Raw genomic sequence first — 17,182 nt, 5'->3', positions numbered from 1 at the left:
CGTGGAAGGGGTCCGATGATGAGCGCCGCGGAAGGACAATCATGACCGACAGTGCACCCTTCACCCGGCTGACCGCGCTGGACGAACTCGGCGACGGCGCGTTCACCGCGATCGTCGACCCGATCTGGACCATCGGTCCCAAAGTGCACGGCGGCTGCATGATGGCAATATGCGCTGCCGCGGCCCAGCGGATGGTCGGCCAGACCCCGATAGCGGTGAGCGCCAACTATCTGCACGCCCCGGATCCGGGACCGGTCCGGCTCGCCACCACCGTACGCAAGCGGGGACGACAGGTCAGCGTGGTGGATGTGGAACTGACCCAGGGTGATCGCACGGCGGTGTCGTCCACCGTGACGCTGGGCCCCCTGGACGTCGACGAGCCGCGTCACCAGGAGCCGCTCGCGCTGCTTGACATGGCGATCGCACCGCCGCCCGACGCCGTCCATGTCACCCCCGACCACCCGATGGGGCAGATCGTGCACGTCGCCCAGGGATGCGATCTCCGTGTCGACCCGTCAGCGGCGCACTACCTGTTCGGCCAACAGGGCGATCCGATCAACCGGATGTGGTTGCGGCCCTTGGCCGACGACGAGGCCGATCCTGACACCGCGCTGCTCTTCGCGTTGATGGCCGGCGATATCAGCGCGCCGGTCACGATGAACCGCGGCATGTTCGGCTGGGCCCCGACGGTGCAGCTGACCACGTACCTGCGGCGCCGGCCCGCCCCCGGCTGGCTGCGGGTGATGGCCAGCGCCACCGTGCTCGGCGACACCTGGTTCGAGGAGGACCACCTGATCGTCGACGAGGCCGGCCAGGTGGTGGTACAGAGCCGGCAGCTCGCGATGATCCCCAAAGGGAGCTGACGCGGGTCTCAGCTCTGATGGGCCATCGCGTCGATGGTGGGCCGCAGCTCCGCGTCACCGGCGATTCCCGCGCGGCGCAGCTTCGCGACGATCAGTCCGCGCAACCGCCGTCCGACCTCGAACTGCTTGCCGGGCAACGTTCGTGCGACCATCCGCACATGGACATTGTCCACCTCGATGCTCTCCACGCCCATCAAGGACGGTTCGTCGAGCAGCAGGTCGCGCAGGCGCTCGTCGGCGGTGGCTTCGCCCGCGACAGCCTGCAGCAACTGGTTGACCTCGTTGAGATCCTCTTCCACCGGGACCGGAATGTCGATCACGGCGCGCGCCCAATCTTTGGACAGGTTGTTGGACCGCACGATCTGACCGTTCGGGATGGTGTACACCTCGCCGTCACTGTTGCGCAGTTTGGTCACCCGTAGGGTGACGTCCTCAACCGTTCCGACCGAGTCCTGCGCCGCGCCGGTCACCGTCAGGCGGACCAGATCGCCGAATCCGTACTGCTTTTCCACGATGATGAAGAAGCCGGCAAGCAGGTCCTGGACCACTCGTTGCGCGCCGAACCCGAGCGCGGCGCCGAGCACGGCGGCCGGGGCCACCAGAGAGCCGATCGGCAGGCCGAGCAGCCCGATGATGTCCAGTCCGACGATGATGTAAAGCACGGCGATCGCCACCCAGGAGATCACCGATGCGACGGCCTGGCGGTGTTTTGTCGCTTCCGAGCGCACCAGCGAGTCACCTTCAGAGACCCCGATGCGGCTGGTGATGCGTTGCGCGACATAACGAATGAATCTCGCCGCCACGATCGAGAACAGCACGAGCAGTACGATCCGCAGCCCCTTGTGGTGGATCCACGTGCCGATTTCACTGTGCCAGAACAAATTCCATTGTTGAGAAGCCGAAGCGGTCAGCTGTGTCCGGTGCACGCCGCCTCAGCTCAGCGCAAATGTGTCGACGGTGGCGGTGCGGTGTCCCGGTGGGTCGAACAGGTCTTGGTTCATGATGTCCTTCGGTCGGTGTGAGCCCTATGCGTCGTGCCCGGGCAGAAGGTCGCGAACGTCGGCAGGGGTGACCAGTGCACCCGGTCCGGGCCGTGAATCCCCGGCGATGGGCCAGGGCAGATGCCCGACGCACCACGCCGCCGCGGCGTCCGGGATCGGTACCCCGGCCGGGCCGGCGCGCAGGCGCAGCGGGCGAACTTGTCCGTCACATCGCCACTCGTGCCACCCACCGGACAACCCGACGGGCGATCGAAGCCACCCGTGGTGACGACGTACACGGGGTAATCGAGCAGGTCAACCATCTGGGCGAGCCGTCGACTGTGGTCATGCCTGCGTTCGCGACGTGGCACTGATCGAGTGCTTCGGTCATCCGTTCGTGTTGCCGGGCCGGGCCGAAGCCAAACCTGTGTACAGGTTTGCGCTGGCACGGCCGCGGGAATCAACACACGGCACACGATTTGCCAAGGGGGTAGTCACGGTGCCCAACGCATCGATCAAGAACGAGGAGTTGTACCGGAAGCTCCGCCACGAAGGCGACTCCGAGGAGAAGGCGGCCCGGATCTCCAACGCAGCGGCCCAGCGCGGCACTTCTGCGGTGGGGCGCAAGGGCGGGCGGTCGGGCAGTTATGACGCCTGGACCGTCTCGGAACTGCGCAAGCGCGCCAAGGAGCTCGGCTTGTCCGGCTATTCGAATCTGTCCAAGGACAAGCTGATCTCGAAATTGCGGGACTATTAGGCCTTTCGACTCGTTCGCCCGGTATTCAAGGCGTCGGGACGACTCCGCGCGGCAGGACCAGCGGCAGATCGTTGTACGTGACGATGCCCGGCGCCGCCGCGACGACCGCGGGAATCGCGTTCAATGCGGGTGTGGCCGTCATGATGTGTCCCAGCACCATGAACTCTTCCAGAGTGGTGGCCTCGAAGTAGGGCGGCGGTAGGAAGCCGACTTTCATGGTGACCGTCGGGCGCCCCGCGACCTCGATGACCCAGCCGTCCTGGTCGATCTGCCAATCCGGTTCCAGGGTCTGGCCCTTGCGCCAGCGCAGGGTGAGTTCGACCCTGGTGACTCCGGCCACCAGACCTTTCCAGCTGACGAACACCCCGGCCACGCCGCCGGCCGGGATGGTCCACGAGCCCAGGTCCAGGTCCTCGGTGGTCTGGGCGTACTCGGCGTCGCAGCGGACCTCGTCGAATTCGATGCCGAGCGCGTCGCCGATCAGCCGGACGGCTTCACCGAACACCCCGGTGCCCTGGGCGGTCATCGTCTGCAGGTTCGGGTCGTCGATCGGCCTGCCGAAGCCGACCGGTTTCTCGGTTTCGGGGGAATCGTAGAAGGTGGTGTCGGCGGCCTCGTTGACGGTGACCTTGTCGACCCGGTCGCAGATGCCGGCCGCGACGATGGCCAGCTGATTGACATAGCCGGGACTGATGCCCGACCCGAACATCGTGGACCCGCCGCGCAGGCAGGCGTCGGCGATCCGGTCGCGGCCCGCGCCCTGGTTGTGCCCGGTGATGAACGACGCCGTCGCGACGACGTTGACCCCGGCCTCCAGGATGCGCACCAGCTCGTCCACGTCGATCCACATCGGGTTGTAGACGACCACGTCGGGTTTGAGTGCCAGCAGTTCGTCGACGTCGTTGGTGGCGCTCACGCCGAGGGGTTCGATACCGGCCAGATCGCCGACGTCCTTGCCGGCTTTGTCGGCCGACCACGCGTAACAGCCCACCAGTTCCAGGGTGGGGTTCTTCGCGATCGCGGCCACCGAGCTCTTGCCCACATTGCCTGTCGTCCATTGCACAACTCGGTACGGCTCCGTCATGCGGGAGAGTTTTTCACGTGCGTGAGAAAAAGAAAAGGGGTGACCGCGTACCCTCTGCGGAATGACGGCCGGACAGCACAGCGACGAGGCGGCGCCTGCGCGGCGCCGGGGTCGCCCGCGCCGCATCAGTCACGAACAGATCGTCGCGGCGGCGCGTGATATCGCGCCGGCGCAGTTGACCATGCAGGCGGTCGCCGATGCCCTGGGCGTGGACCGCACCGCGCTGCACTACTACGTGGGTGACCGCGACGGCCTGCTGGAACTGGTGGTGGCCGACCTCTTCGAAGCCGAACTGCGAGCCGTCGAGCTACCCGAGCACGCCGACTGGCGGGAGGTGCTGCGCGCCTACGCCGCCGCCATCCGCCACGGTGTGTTGCGCTGCGGGGTGACCACGACGAACTTCCGGATCCGGGGAGTCGGCGGCGCCGCCGGGCTGGCGCTGGCCGAACGGGTGCTCAGCGCGTTGACCGCGGGCGGTTTCGAGGTGGGCCAGGCGGGGCGCATCCTGACCTTCGTCGCCGGCATCGCGATGTCGGCGGCCCACGACGTGCTGGGCAGCGCCGAATCGCGGCTGCACCACCAGACACCCGAGGTGAAGCGTGCGCTGGAAGCGCTTCCCGCCCAGGATTTCCCGCTTCTGTCCGCCGTCGTCGCGGACCGGCCGGGAACCGACGATTTCGATTTCAACCTCGCCGTCGTGATCGCCGGCCTGGAACGCTATCTGAAGGTGTAACCGCCGTCCGGTGCGCGCCGGCCGTCGGTCACCGGGCGGCGGCCCGGCCACGACTTTGGGTTGGCCCATGTCGAGGCAAATGCAGCAGGATGGCCGTATGGGCCTGATCCCGATACCTAAAGCCGACCTGTCCGACGACGATGTGACGGCCGCGCTCGGGCGTGCGGTGAGCCTGATCGACCTGATCCTGGAGGTGCTGGCCGAAGCCGATCCGCTGGGCTTGCGGCGGCGACTGGACTGCGCGGACATCCCCGGCACCAAGGCCTGGGACGGCAAGGACCGGGTCGCCCGCATCCGCTGGTGGGTCCGGCGGGTCGGCGCGCTGGACACGGTGCTGGTCGCGTTCCCCGGCGTGCTGGGGGTGGTCGCCGACCGGCTGCCGATCCAGGATCTACTGGGGTTCGCCAATCAGGCCATCGTGCTGTGCGCGGTAGCGCGCGAATACGGCGTCACCGACACCCCGACTCGGGTGCGGATGCTGGCGTCGGTGCTGTGCGCACGCGAAGTCGTCGGCGGATCGGCCCCCCCGCCGTCCCCGGAGCCCGGCTGGTCCCAGATGTCGCTGGCCAGGAAGGTCTGGCACCTGGCGGGCATCCTGAATGCCGTCGGCGCCGAACTCGGTAAGCGTCCGCATCCTCGAGGCGTGTTCCGTTACCTGGGCATGCTGCCCTGGCTGGGGGCGATCGCCGACTACCTGGGCGAGTACGGAGCCCTGGTGCGCGCCGCGGCGGCGGGTGAAGCGTGGATCACCTTGCACGCCAACAAGGTCGGTTCAACTTCCGGTGAGTGACGGCTGCGCGGTGGTGTGCGGACGCGGCGCCACGCTGCGGCAGGCGGCGATGGCGCACGCGGCGATGGCGAAGCACAGCACGGCGTACCAGAGGCTGCCCACCGGATCGCCGTCGGCGGTCATCCCGCCGGTCGCGCCGAAGTAGGCGGGCAGGGCGCTCACCCACAGCGCCGCCATGACCGCCAGGTACACCGCGGCGTAGCCGAGGATGAGCGGGTTGGTGTGGTTCGCGCCGGTCTGGCGCAGAGTGCGCCACTGATCGACGAGCACCGGTATGGCGACGGCGCTGAGGGCGGCCAGTTCGAGCGCGTAGACCACGCCGCCGACGGTGGTGCTGTCGGTGAGCTTGCCCAGCACCGTCGCGGGCATCGGCAGCACCGCGGTGCCGATCGAGGCCAGCACGCCGACGACGATGGTGCGCCAGAGCACCTGCGGGCCGGTGAACGTCGTGCCGTCGTCGACGTGACGACCGACGAATAGTTGAACGCAGAACGCCAGCGACATCGGCCACAGTGCGGCAAACGCCACGACGCTGGGCAGCGGCACCGAATCGAAGAACGGCTGATTCATCGGATGGTCCAGAGTCCATTCCCACCAACGCAATTGCGGACCGATGTGATCGAAGATCTCGTAGAAGGCATGGTGGACGAAGCCCACGCAGATCGCGCCGACCAGTACGCCGCGCCGCGCGAACACCCCGAGGATGCGCACGATCTCGAACGCCACGGTGGCCATCATCGGATAGATCGCGACGATGTAGAGCGGTAGCCGCCCCCACAGGAAATCGACCGTGAAGACGTTGTGCGCAAACATCGTGTCCACGTAGTCGCCGATGCCGAACTGGGCCGGGAAATACAGCGGCGGCTCGATGATGAGCAGGTAGGCGATGGCGCCGAACCACAACACCACGTTGGTCGGGTCGTTGTGGCGGCGCCACCGGTTGATGGCGTACACCAGCGAAAGGACCGCGCCGGCGATCACGATGACCTCGAGCACCGGCAACGTCGCGTTCTCCAGGTTCAGCGGATTGCGGAACTCGACGAGGCCGCCCATCTCGTCGCAGGAAAAACCAAGCCGGGTAGCCAAACCGGCGAAGGTCGCCGCGCACAGATCAGACATCGGCGGGCGCCTTCTGCGGGCCGGCGGCGACCGTGCTCGCCGTGTACCACTTCGTCACGTCATATCCCTCGTCGTAGCGCTTGAACCATTCACCGGCCAGTGCGGGCAGCTTCTCGTGTGCCGGGTCGTGGCCTGGAATCTGGCTGCGCACGATACCCACCAGCGCGGCGAGTGTTTCGCGCTTCCCCAGATTCGGGAACGGGCTCTGGAACGGGCCGTAGTTGGGACGCCGGCCGATCCGTTGCAGCAGGCCGTTCTTGGCGCGCTCCAGGGCGAACGTGGACACCGCGTCGACCTTCCGCACCTCGAGCGGGATGTGCTTGTTGAAACCGTCGCACGCCATCCGCACCACGTCCATGACGTGCTTGAAGATCGACGGCGCCACCCGCATGCGGTACCACGGATCGTCGACCAGGCCGTTGTAGATGATCAGTGCCGAACTGCGGTGCTCGACCTCTTCGACGAAGTGCCACAGGAACAGCGAGGCCACCCGGTCGTCGCCCGGTGCGAACAGCGTCGCGTCGTTGTCCAGCATCAGCTTGAACACCGGGGTGAAGGTGGCCTCCAGGTCGGCGGTGTACGCCAGCCGGTATTTCAGCGGCTTGTTGTCGACCAGATCGTCGAAGGCGGCGATCACCTCGTCGAGGGTTTCCTTGAGCGCGGGATAGGCCTTGATCAAACCGCGGGCGTGCTGCCGGTGCGCCATCGAATGCTGGCCCTCCTGGCGGACGAACGCGTCGGCCTCCTCGGCGATCGCCGGATCGGTGAGCAGCGGCTTGGCCTCGGCCATGGTGCTGACGATCATCTTCTCGAACGCGATGGCCAGGAAGGACACCGCGTTGGCCATGGCCGAGAACGCCGGATTGGTCTCATTCCACAGGAAGGGCACGTCGTAGTCGGCGAACGCGAACCGCATCTTGCGTACCTGTAGATCCGTCATGGCAGCACCTCGCTGTAATCATACAAATTGGTCGTCGTGTGTATGTTGGCATCGAGTGGTGTGCCGCGTCAACGGGCGCTGGCGATATCCTGCGGCCATGCCGGTGCAGAGAACCGACCGTGGCGCGTAGACGCGGCTGGGGTGGCGAGCCGCCGCGCAGCGACGAGGAGGCCGCCGCGCGCATCATCGGCGCGACGGTGGAACTCATCGCGCAGACGGGCAAGGGCATCAGCATCGCCGACGTGGCGGCGTCCCTCGGAGTGATCCGGCAAACCGTGTACCGGTACTTTCCGACGGCCGAGTCACTGATGCACGCCGCGGCGATGGCCTCGGTGGACGGCTTCCTGGACCGGCTGGCCGGCGCGGTCGGCGGGATCACCGATCCGGCCGAGGCGATGACCGAGGGAGTGATGTTCACCTTGGAGGAGGTCGCCCGCATCCCGCATCTGGCGATCCTGTTGTCCGAATCGTATGAGACCGCCCGGCCGGGCAGCATGGCCTCCGACGAGGCGCAGGACTTCGGTATGCGGATGATCAACCGGTTCGACGTGGACTGGACGCGTCACGGGTATGACGAGGCGGCCCTGCAGGAGCTGGTCGAATTCACGCTGCGGACCATGCTGTCGTTCTTCGTCGCCCCCAACCCGCCGGGGCGGTCACGAGAAGACTTGCGCCGCTTCATCAAACGCTGGCTCGGCGGCGCCATCTCGGCGCAGCGCTGATCAGCGCGGGCGGGCCCTGGCCGCCGCGGCGAGCACGGTGTCGGCCAGTCGCGCGGTTGCCGGCGTCATCTGATCGACAGGTGGGGAGGCCAGGTACACCTGCCAGAGCACCGGATTCACCAATTCGACGGCCCGCAGGGCGGGAAAGCGCCGCGCCTCCGAACGCGGCATGAAGGTGGTGCCCAGGCCGTTGCTCACCAGTTCGGCGATGGCGGCGAAACCGGCGGGTACCTCGTACTGGGTCTGCGCGTGTACCCCGGCGGCGTGAAAGGCGTTGTCCACCAGCCGGCGCAGGCCGAAGTCGGGTGGAAAGCCGACCAGTTCCTCGGCGGCGGTGTCGGCGATGTCCAGTCGCGGCGCCGCGGCCAGTGGGTGGTCCGGCGGGCACACGAAGCACATCGGCTCTTCGAAGAGCAGGCGCAGGTCCAGTTGCGCGGGAAAGCGATTGGGCATGGACACCAGGGCCAGATCCAGTGAGCCCTCGGCCACCGCGGCCAGGTAGGCCGACGCGCCACTCTGGCTCAGTCGCAGTCGGAGCCGCACGTGGGGGTGCGCCCGGTGGAATTCGCCGAGTGCTCCCGCGATATCCAGCGGGCCGAACGAGATCAACGAGCCGAACTGCACGGTGCCGGAGAGGGCGCCGCGAAATTCACCGACGGACTCGGTCGCCGATTTGGCGGCCCGCAGCACGTCGAACGCATGGGCCCGGAAGCGCTCGCCGGCAGCGGTGAGGGTGATCTGCTGGCGGGTGCGGTCGAACAATTGGACGCCCAGTTCCCGCTCGAGTTTGGCAACCGATGTCGACAAGGCCGACTGCACCACGTGCGCGCGCTCGGCGGCCCGGGTGAAGCTCAGTTCGCCGGCCACCGCGACGAAATGTTCGATCTGGCGCAGTTCCATATCTGCACTGTAGATGACTTTAATGAATAAGAATCGTTGGACTTGATGACATAAAGGGGCTCAGATGGAAACATGCCCGTTGTCGCCGCGCTCGGCGAAGTCATACCGGGCAACCTCGCCGGCGCGGACCTGGAACACTTCGATCGTGACGCGGCGTCGAGCTACTGGCATCAGAACGGAGCACACACTGTGAACGGGATCAGCCGCCGGAACTTCGCCCGGCTCACCACGGTTGCCGCCGGAGCACTGACCGTGGCGGCTTGCAGCCCCACTCCGCAGGGGCCGGCAGGCGCGACGACGACCGCCGGACCGCCGGCCGCGCCGAAACACCCGCTGGGTCCGGCCAAGCAGATCGACGCAGGATCGCTGTCGGTCGGTTATGTCGAGGCCGGGCCCGCGGACGGGCAGCCCGTCCTCCTGTTGCACGGCTGGCCCTATGACATCCACAGCTATGCAGATGTCACCGATAGCCTTGCCGGACAGGGCTTTCGGGTGATCGTACCGTTCGCCCGCGGTTTCGGATCGACCCGGTTCCGCTCGGCGGACATCGTCCGCAACGGGCAGCAAGCGGCCCTGGCCCACGACGTGATCGACCTGATGGATGCCCTGCACATCCCCGACGCCATCCTCGGTGGATACGACTGGGGCGGCCGCACCGCCAATGTGGTGGCCGCCCTGTGGCCGCAGCGGGTCACCGGATTGGTCGCGGTCAGCGGTTACATCGTGGTCAATCTGGCGGCCAATCTGCAACCGCTGCCGCCCAAGGCCGAATACGGCTGGTGGTACCAGTACTACTTCGCCACCCCGCGCGGTGAGCTGGGCTACCGGCAGAACACCAAGGACTTCAACCGGCTCATCTGGCAGAACGCCTCGCCGCTATGGCATTTCGACGACAGCACCTACGAACTGTCCGCTGCGGCCTTCGAGAACCCCGACCACGTCGCCATCGTGATCCACAACTACCGGTGGCGCCAGAGCCTCGCGCCCGGCGAACCCCGCTACGACGACGATGAACGGCGGCTGGCCGGCAAGCCGCCGATCACCGTCCCGACCATCACCATCAGCAGCGACTTCGACGGCCCCGCCAAGGACGGCAGCGGCTACCGGGCGCTGTACACCGGCCGCTACGAACACCGGGTGCTCGACGGTATCGGGCACAACGTCCCTCAGGAGGCTCCCGAGCAGTTCGCGGCGGCCGTCACCGATGTACACCGGATGAGCTGAGCCAGACCGCGATGTTGCGCACGTAGTCCTTGAAGATCTCCAGAGATGACGGATCGTCCTTGATCTGACAGCCGGCCGGTTCCGTGACGAAGGTCGGTGCACCCCGGCCGACATCCCAGTTGTAGTCGGCGAAATGGTGAAAGGTGGATTCGGCCACGGCGCGGCCCATCCCCGGTTCCCCGTCGAGCGCCACCGCGAGATTGAAACGGCGTCCCGTCGAGGTGCTCCGGCCCTGTGCGATCACCTCGGCATGCGGAACGTCGGCCGACACCAGGCCCTCGTGCGGATGTGCCGGAAACCACTCGATGCGCCCACTGGCGGTCCGATCGGTGCGCAGCAACTCGTGCACGGCGCCGTCGACCAACACCGGCTGGTAGTCGCCGTTGGCGCCGGAATGGTAGTTCGGCCAGGAAATCTCGGGATTGTCCTGGTCGTCGCACATCGGGCCGGGGTCGACGGACGCATCGTGGAACCGATTGACCACCCCCAGCGAGCCCAGCCGCAGCAGGCAGCTGCCGAGTTCCTGGTGATCGCGTGCGGTGAACACCCCACCACCACCGCGGCGGAACCGGACGATGGCCTCGCATTCCGCACCCGTGAGCCCGTCCCCGGTGTCCACCGCCATCAACCACAGCTGGTCATACCCGAGCTCGGGCAGATGCGCGAGCACCGGGTCGTCGTGACCACCGGACCGGTTGCGGGCAATCACCTGGTGACCGGCCTCCCGCAGGACATCGGCCAGCAGCGCGAAACGGCCGATGTCCCAGTCGTCGTCGTTGGACGCAATGGTCGTCTGCAGAAGAATCCTGGACATCTCTGGTCACTGGCCTTCCGGCGAAGCGGGCACCCGCAGATGTGCCCGGGCGGCCAGTTCGTCGTCGTCGACCAGCGTCAGCATGGGTTGGCCGGGCACACACAGCATCGTGACCAGGAAGCGGCTCGAGACATCGGTGCGGTTGTTGGCATCGGAGTAGTGGATGACATCACCGCCGGGTTCCCAGAACGCCTCGCCGGCCCGGATCACCCGCGGCGGTTCACCTTCGAGCTCGAAGAGCATCTCGCCTTCGAGCATGTATCCGAATGCCGGTCCGCTCGGGTGCTTGTGCGGCGGGGCGCCCGCGCTGCCGGCCGGGTACTCGATGATCACCGTCATCGCATGCGCACCTTCCGGGATGAACGGCGGCGTCACTTCCTGCACCACGGTCAGGGCGTCTTCCCAGCGCGGGTCGTAGGTCTTGGTCATGATGTGCTCCTCATGGTGGTCGGGTCAGATGGCGCTGCCGCCGCCGTCGGCGTGCAGGGTGGAGCCGGTGATGAAACTGGATTTCGGCGAGGCGAGGAAGAACACGGCCGCCGCGATCTCCTCCGGCGCGGCGGTGCGTCCCAGTGGCAGCGAACGGCCGAGCTCCTCGTTGGTGTCGCCCCATTCGGCCTGCACGCCTTCGGTTCTGGTCGGACCGGGCGCGACACTGTTCACCCGCACCCCGCGGGCCCCGAACTCGGTAGCCCAGGTGCGGGTGAGGGATTCCACCGCCGCCTTGGAGGCGCTGTAGGCCGAAGCGCCCGGCACCCCCTTGGTGGCAACCATGGTGGTGATGTTCACGATGCTGCCGCGCCCGCGGGCGAGCATTCCCGGAACCAGCCCCGCGGTGAGGAAATAGAGTCCGCGGACGTTGGTGTCGAAGGTGCGCTCAAACGATGCGACCTCTTGGTCGACGGTCAGGGCGGCCGGAAATCCGGCGGCGTTGTTCACCAGGATGTCCACGTCGCCGGCCTGTCGCACAAGCGCTTTCACCGACTCGATGTCGGACAGGTCGGTCCGGATGAACCGGGCGCCCAGATCGGCTGCGGCCGATTCGCCGCGTCCGGGGTCGCGGCCGGTGATGATCACGGTGGCCCCGCCGGCGGCCAGCAACCGGGCCGACGCCAACCCGATCCCCGCGGTGCCTCCGGTGATCAGAGCGGTCTGTTGCGCGAGTTCCATGAATTCCTACGCGATTCGACGCTCGAGCGGCGCCAGTGAGATGCGCAGCCGCTGACGGCCACGCGATACCCGCGACATCACGGTGCCCATCGGAATATCCATGATGGCGGCGGTTTCGGCGTAGGTGTAGCCCTTCACGTACGCATAGAACATCGCCGCGGTGAAACCGTCGGGCAGTTCGGCCAGCGCCTCGGTGAGTTCGGGATCCGGCAGGGCGGCCAGCACCACTGCCTCCGCGGAGCGCAGGCCGCCGGACTGATGACCGGCGGCGCGGGCCAGATCGCGGTCGGTGATCTGCTCCACCGCGACCTCGGCGGGCCGCCGCTGCTTGCCGCGGTGATTGCTGACCCACCGGTTGTACATGATCCGGAACAGCCATGCCTTGAGGTTGGTGCCGGTGCGGAATTTGCGGAAGCCGGTGTAGGCGTGCAACAGGGTGTCCTGCAGAAGGTCTTCGGCGTCGGCCTCGGTGCGGGCCAGTCGGCGGGCGCCGCGATGCAGCACCTCGAACAGGGGCTGGGTTTCGCGGGCGAACCGCGCCGCGAGTTCGATGTCGGTTTCGGTATTTTCCGGCTCGTCGGAAACACAGGTGAGTGTCATGAGCGCAGTCCTCGGGTATCGGTGGGATCAGCGGGGAAGCACGGTGACGCCCATGACGGGGATCTTCTTCGGATCCGTCACGTCGCTTCGCCTCCAGTGGGTTGGTTTCTCGTTCGAGAACCAGCCTCATCTGCGGGAGCCCGGAGCGGACCCTTGAAAGTCCGTAGTCCGTAGTTCGTGGCCCGGGGGTCAGCCGGCCCAGGACAGCGTGCGCAACTGCTTGCGTGACGTGATGCCGAGCTTGACGAATACCTTGCGCAGGTGCCATTCCACGGTGTGCGTGCTGATGAACAGCTGCGCACCGATCTCCTGGTTGGTCAGGCCGTCGCGCGCCAGCCGGGCGATCTGCGCCTCCTGCGCGGTCAGCTCATCCCCGGACCCGACCGGCTGCTTGCGCACCTTCTCCCCGGTGACGGCCAGCTCGCGGCGGGCCCTCTCGGCGAAGCCGTGGGCGCCCATCTCGGTGAACAGCCGGTGGGCGGCACCGAGTTGCTTGCGAGCGTCGGCGCGGCGGTTCGCCCGGCGCAACCATTCGCCGTAGGACAGCCGCGCGCGGGACAGATGCAGCGCGATATCGGCGCGCTCCAGCCGTTCGATGGCCTCGACGAAGGCGCTCTCGGCATCGTCGTTGTCGGCGAGCAGGGCCTGCGCGGCCGCCACCACGCCCAAGCCCCAGTCGGTGCCGCTGGCGCCCGCGCGTTCCTCGAATCGCGTCCACGCCGCGGTGGCGGACTCCCGGTCGCCGGTGTGCACGGCGGCCTCGATGAGTTCGTACAGACACCAGCCGTGGAATCCGAGGTCCTCGTATTCGCAGCACCGGCGGGCCTGCGCCAACGCCTCCTGGTACCGGCCGAGCCCGTTGTACAGGACGGCCGTGCTGAATGCGGACAAGCCCACGAGCCGGCCCTCGCCGCGGGCAGCACCGTCGGAGGCGGCCGCCTCGATGATCTCTTCGGCTTCGGTGAGCGCGCCTCGCCACGCCGCCAGCATCAGGCTGTGATACCGAACCGGCGCGTAACCCATCGACGCCGTGATGGCCTTGGACTCCTCGATGAGCCTTGTGGCCGAATCGAATTCGCCTCGATAGAAGTGGACGCCGGCGCGGTAACCGAGCGCGGGCGGTAGGGCGGCCAGCGCCCCGGCCTCCCTGGCGCGCCGCACCGTGTCGGAGGCGATGCGTTCGAGCACCTCGTCATCCCACAACTCGTGCGCGGCGGATTCCTGGGCGATCGGGAACGGCCAGTACAGCCACTGACCGGTGTGCAGCTGCGCGTGCGTGTTCCAGAGTTCCAGGGCGGTACGCAGGTCCTCGGAGCCGGCGCCGGGCCCGTCGACGATTCGGGTGGCCATGCCGCGCAACAGGTAGTCGATCGGGCGCTGAAGTCGCCGTAGCCCGCTGGCCACCGTCAGCCCGGCGGCGGCCACCTCGGTGAGCAGCGCCGGATCGGCCAGCCGGCCCGCGTACATGGCCGCGGTCAGCGCCTCCAGGAAGGTCTCGCGGGCCAGGTCGTCGTCCAGACCCAGCAACCCGCGAGCCGCGGCGAGCAGTTGCGCGGCGGCCGTGCCGACCAGCGGGGCCCCCGTCGATTTGGCCCGGCTGCGGACGAAATCCATCTGGGCCCGCATCCGGGCCACCTGGGCCAGTTGCAACGCGGACAGCGGACCGGCCTCGGCCAAGGACAGCAACTCGTAGGCGGCCTCCGGGGCGGCCGCTTCGCGTTTGGCTTCGGCGGCTGCAATCGCCCTCGATGCGCGCAGCGCGGGAGCCAGGGTGAGCACCGCGGCGCGCTCCAAAAATGCTGCCGCCGCGGCAATTCCGCCCCGGCTCTGGGCGCGGTCGGCCGAGGCTTCCAGCTGCGCGGCCACCGCGTCGTCGGGTCCGGCCGCCGCACTGGCGGCATGCCAGGCCCGGCGGTCGGGATCGACCTGCGGGTCCGTCGCCTGTGCCAGCGCACGGTGCACGGTCCTGCGGTCGCCCAGCGCGGCGGCCCGGTACGCGGCCGAGCGCATCAGTGGATGATGGAACCGCATCCGGTGCCCGAACTCGATGATGCCCGCGGCCTCGGCCGGTGCCAGTGCGTCGACCGGGATGCCCAATTGTGCTGCGGCACGCAGGAACAGCGCCGCATCGCCGACCGGTTCGGAGGCGGCGACCAGCAGCAACCGCTGAGTGTCGGCGGGCAGGCCGGTGATCCGCTGGACGAACCCGGCCTCGATCGCCGCGGTCGAGGACCGTTTGCCCGCGATCCAGAAACCACCGGCCAGTTCGGTGGCGGTCGCGGTGCGCGGCACGTCGACCAGCGCCAGCGGAATCCCGCGCGTCTCCGCCACGATGCGGTCCCGGACCCGCGGATCGATGCCACCGATCATCACCGATTCCAGCAGTTGCCTGGCGTCGGTGTCGGACAGTCCGGTGACCACCAACTCCGGCAGACCGGGCAGGATCTCGCGATAACCGTCGCGGATGGCGAACACTATGGCGACGGGCTCGGCCAGCAGTCGCCGGGCGACGAACGCCAGGGTCTGCACCGACACCTGGTCCAGCCACTGGGCATCGTCGATCACGCAGAGCAGCGGCCGGTCGTCGGCGGCGGCGGCGAGCAGGCTGAGTACGGCCAGCCCGACCAGGAACCGGTCCGGGGTCGGTCCGGTGCCGTACCCGAATGCCACCGATAGTGCTGCGCGCTGCGGTTCGGCCAGGGTGTCCAGATGGCCCATCAGCGGTGCGCACATCTGTTGCAGACCGGCGTACGCGAGTTCCATGTCCGACTGCACACCGGCGACCTGCACGGTGCGGAACGTGGTGGCGGCCCCGGTCACGTAGTCCAGCAGTGCCGTCTTGCCGACACCGGCCTCGCCGCGCAGCACCAGTGCCTGGCCGGTGCCGGCCTGGACCGCCGCGATCAGCTCCGCCAGTGCCGTGCACTCGCGGCTGCGCCCATGCAGGACCGGCCCCGGCCCCGCAGCCTGGCTCGACATAGCTACCACCGTGTCCCTTGTTTCGATCTCGATGCTAGCCAGCGTGTCAGTCGTCGATGAAGGTGACCGTCTCGGTCAGCGGTGCGCGGCCGGTCCGTGGCATCGGCGTGGCGGTGTCCTCGTACCCGATCGACATACCGCAGAACAGGATGAGGTCGTCCGGGGGCGACACCACGTCGGCCACCGTGTTCCGTACCTGCGACCAGGCCATCTGGGGGCAGCTGTGCAATCCTTCGGCCCGCAGCAGCAGCATCACCGTCTGTAGGTACATGCCGGCATCGGCCCATTGCGCGGGACCGAGCTCGCGGTGCAGATAACAGAACAGCGCAGCCGGCGCCCCGAAGCAGTTCCAGTTCTCGATGGCCGCGCGCTGGCGGGCCTCCCAGTCCGCACCTTCGATGCCCAGTGCGCGGTAGCGTTCCCTTCCGAATGCGGCGCGCCGCTTGCGGTAGACCGAAGGCATTGCCGGCGGATACATTTCGTATTGTCGCGCATCCCACGCGACGCCGGTGGCCACCCGTTCGACGGCGCGTTTCTTCAGTTCGGCAAGGGGTGCGCCGGTGATCAGATAGATGGTCCACGGCTGGATGTTCGATCCCGACGGTGCCGCGGCCGCGGCGGCCAGCACGCGCCGCAACGTCTCGGCCGGCACCGGCTCGGCGGTGAAGGCCCGCACCGCCCGCCGAGTGGCGACCGCTTCGTACACGTCCATGCCCGGCGCCGACTCAGTGCGTGGCGGCTTGTTCGAGAATCCAGTCCGCGAACCGGGTTTCGAAGAACGTTGCACCCGCGGACGGCACCAGGGTGTCCGGCTCGATATCGATACCCCAGTACTTCGCGGCGGGATCGGTGACGACACGACGCTGGTCGCCGCGCGCGGTGAGCGCCGTCTGGATCAGGTCGGGCAACTCGAACCGTTCGGGCCCGCCGATCTCGGCGAATCCGTTGACCGGGTCGCCGAGCGCGGCGATGGCGACACCCTCGGCGACGTCGACGGCGGCCATCGGCTGAATTCCCTTCGCGGGCAACCGCACGGTGCCCTCGATCGTCGCGGAGTCGGCGATGGTGTTCAGGAACTCGAAGAACTGCGTCGCGCGCACGATGGTGTAGGGCACCGGCCCGTCGGCGATCAATTTCTCCTGGGTCAGCTTCGCGTCGAAGTAGCCGCTTTGGCGGGCCAGCGTCGGTGTGCCCACCACCGACAGCGCGACGTGGTGGCCGACGCCGGCCGCGGCCTCGGCGGCCAGCAGATTGGTGGCGGATGTGGTGAAGAATTCCAGGGCCGGACCATCTTCGAAGCTGGGTGAATTCGACACGTCGACGACCACGGCGGCGCCGTGTAGCGCGTCGGCCAGTCCTTCGCCGGTGACGGCGTTGACCCCAGTTCTCGGCGCGGCCGCGACGGCGTCGTGTCCGTGTTCGGCCAGGGAGTGCACCAACTTCGATCCGATCAGACCGGTCCCGCCGATGACGACAATGCGCATGATGTCCCTTTCCGGCCGCATCC

18 protein-coding genes are annotated in these 17,182 nt (G+C 67.9%); 6 read left to right on the top strand and 12 right to left on the bottom strand.

All coding sequences use genetic code 11. The features are described from left to right. Positions 1-41: 41 nt before the first annotated feature. Positions 42-863: a thioesterase family protein gene (locus ACXPWS_RS28380; RefSeq protein ID WP_458709845.1), complete on the top strand. Its 822-nt coding sequence runs from the start codon at positions 42-44 to the stop codon at positions 861-863. A gap of 8 nt (positions 864-871) precedes the next feature. Here the strand turns inward: ACXPWS_RS28380 and ACXPWS_RS28375 are convergent, their stop codons facing one another. After that, positions 872-1,789 (bottom strand): mechanosensitive ion channel family protein, encoded by a 918-nt coding sequence (locus tag ACXPWS_RS28375; protein WP_458709844.1) that lies wholly within the window; start codon positions 1,787-1,789, stop codon positions 872-874. Between the two features lie 553 nt (positions 1,790-2,342). On the opposite strand from ACXPWS_RS28375, the gene ACXPWS_RS28370 reads away from it, so the two are divergent. Next, entirely contained in the window at positions 2,343-2,600 is a 258-nt protein-coding gene (locus ACXPWS_RS28370; protein WP_458709843.1) for a DUF7218 family protein, read from the top strand. A gap of 25 nt (positions 2,601-2,625) precedes the next feature. Here the strand turns inward: ACXPWS_RS28370 and ACXPWS_RS28365 are convergent, their stop codons facing one another. Then, on the bottom strand, positions 2,626-3,684 hold the full coding sequence (locus tag ACXPWS_RS28365; protein ID WP_458709842.1) for an NAD(P)H-dependent amine dehydrogenase family protein: 1,059 nt from the start codon (positions 3,682-3,684) through the stop codon (positions 2,626-2,628). Between the two features lie 61 nt (positions 3,685-3,745). Between ACXPWS_RS28365 and ACXPWS_RS28360 the strand changes: the two genes are divergently transcribed. Together ACXPWS_RS28360 and ACXPWS_RS28355 are read left to right on the top strand one after the other, a co-directional pair. Further along, the gene (locus ACXPWS_RS28360; RefSeq protein ID WP_458709841.1) at positions 3,746-4,417 is read left to right on the top strand and encodes a TetR/AcrR family transcriptional regulator; all 672 of its coding nucleotides are present in this window, start codon (positions 3,746-3,748) and stop codon (positions 4,415-4,417) included. A gap of 67 nt (positions 4,418-4,484) precedes the next feature. After that, complete coding sequence (locus ACXPWS_RS28355; protein WP_458709840.1) at positions 4,485-5,207, top strand: hypothetical protein; 723 nt, start codon at positions 4,485-4,487, stop codon at positions 5,205-5,207. Here ACXPWS_RS28355 and ACXPWS_RS28350 read toward each other — a convergent pair. Together ACXPWS_RS28350 and ACXPWS_RS28345 are read right to left on the bottom strand one after the other, a co-directional pair. Continuing rightward, positions 5,190-6,326 carry a hypothetical protein gene (locus ACXPWS_RS28350; RefSeq protein WP_458709839.1) on the bottom strand — a complete coding sequence of 379 codons (1,137 nt, stop codon included), beginning with the start codon at positions 6,324-6,326 and terminating at the stop codon, positions 5,190-5,192. The two genes, ACXPWS_RS28355 and ACXPWS_RS28350, sit on opposite strands and share 18 nt — an antisense overlap. Continuing rightward, positions 6,319-7,266 (bottom strand): metal-dependent hydrolase, encoded by a 948-nt coding sequence (locus ACXPWS_RS28345; RefSeq protein ID WP_458709838.1) that lies wholly within the window; start codon positions 7,264-7,266, stop codon positions 6,319-6,321. Before ACXPWS_RS28345 ends, ACXPWS_RS28350 begins: the two co-directional genes overlap by 8 nt. A 119-nt stretch (positions 7,267-7,385) precedes the next feature. Between ACXPWS_RS28345 and ACXPWS_RS28340 the strand changes: the two genes are divergently transcribed. Next, complete coding sequence (locus tag ACXPWS_RS28340) at positions 7,386-7,988, top strand: TetR/AcrR family transcriptional regulator (protein WP_458709837.1); 603 nt, start codon at positions 7,386-7,388, stop codon at positions 7,986-7,988. Here ACXPWS_RS28340 and ACXPWS_RS28335 read toward each other — a convergent pair whose 3' ends face one another. Then, a complete protein-coding gene (locus ACXPWS_RS28335) occupies positions 7,989-8,888 on the bottom strand; it encodes a LysR family transcriptional regulator (RefSeq protein WP_458709836.1) in 900 nt (299 codons plus the stop codon). A 189-nt stretch (positions 8,889-9,077) separates the two neighbouring features. Between ACXPWS_RS28335 and ACXPWS_RS28330 the strand changes: the two genes are divergently transcribed. Continuing rightward, positions 9,078-10,112 carry an alpha/beta fold hydrolase gene (locus ACXPWS_RS28330; protein WP_458713727.1) on the top strand — a complete coding sequence of 345 codons (1,035 nt, stop codon included), beginning with the start codon at positions 9,078-9,080 and terminating at the stop codon, positions 10,110-10,112. Here ACXPWS_RS28330 and ACXPWS_RS28325 read toward each other — a convergent pair. From ACXPWS_RS28325 to ACXPWS_RS28295, 7 genes are all read right to left on the bottom strand, one after another. Beyond that, the gene (locus tag ACXPWS_RS28325) at positions 10,087-10,926 is read right to left on the bottom strand and encodes a hypothetical protein (protein WP_458709835.1); all 840 of its coding nucleotides are present in this window, start codon (positions 10,924-10,926) and stop codon (positions 10,087-10,089) included. The genes ACXPWS_RS28330 and ACXPWS_RS28325 overlap by 26 nt on opposite strands. 6 nt (positions 10,927-10,932) lie before the next feature. Continuing rightward, positions 10,933-11,355: a cupin domain-containing protein gene (locus tag ACXPWS_RS28320; RefSeq protein ID WP_458709834.1), complete on the bottom strand. Its 423-nt coding sequence runs from the start codon at positions 11,353-11,355 to the stop codon at positions 10,933-10,935. A 24-nt stretch (positions 11,356-11,379) separates the two neighbouring features. Continuing rightward, positions 11,380-12,096: an SDR family NAD(P)-dependent oxidoreductase gene (locus tag ACXPWS_RS28315; protein ID WP_458709833.1), complete on the bottom strand. Its 717-nt coding sequence runs from the start codon at positions 12,094-12,096 to the stop codon at positions 11,380-11,382. Between the two features lie 6 nt (positions 12,097-12,102). Next, positions 12,103-12,696 carry a sigma-70 family RNA polymerase sigma factor gene (locus ACXPWS_RS28310; protein WP_458709832.1) on the bottom strand — a complete coding sequence of 198 codons (594 nt, stop codon included), beginning with the start codon at positions 12,694-12,696 and terminating at the stop codon, positions 12,103-12,105. Between the two features lie 189 nt (positions 12,697-12,885). Further along, positions 12,886-15,675 carry an AAA family ATPase gene (locus tag ACXPWS_RS28305; RefSeq protein ID WP_458709831.1) on the bottom strand — a complete coding sequence of 930 codons (2,790 nt, stop codon included), beginning with the start codon at positions 15,673-15,675 and terminating at the stop codon, positions 12,886-12,888. Between the two features lie 46 nt (positions 15,676-15,721). Continuing rightward, positions 15,722-16,387 (bottom strand): nitroreductase, encoded by a 666-nt coding sequence (locus ACXPWS_RS28300; RefSeq protein ID WP_458709830.1) that lies wholly within the window; start codon positions 16,385-16,387, stop codon positions 15,722-15,724. Positions 16,388-16,400: 13 nt separating this feature from the next. Next, a complete protein-coding gene (locus tag ACXPWS_RS28295; RefSeq protein ID WP_458709829.1) occupies positions 16,401-17,159 on the bottom strand; it encodes an SDR family oxidoreductase in 759 nt (252 codons plus the stop codon). Between the last annotated feature and the right edge of the window lie 23 nt (positions 17,160-17,182).

This window comes from Mycobacterium sp. BMJ-28, assembly GCF_054404835.1.
The sequence above is the reverse complement of the archived record's forward strand: the minus strand, read 5'-3'. Positions and strand labels throughout refer to the sequence as shown.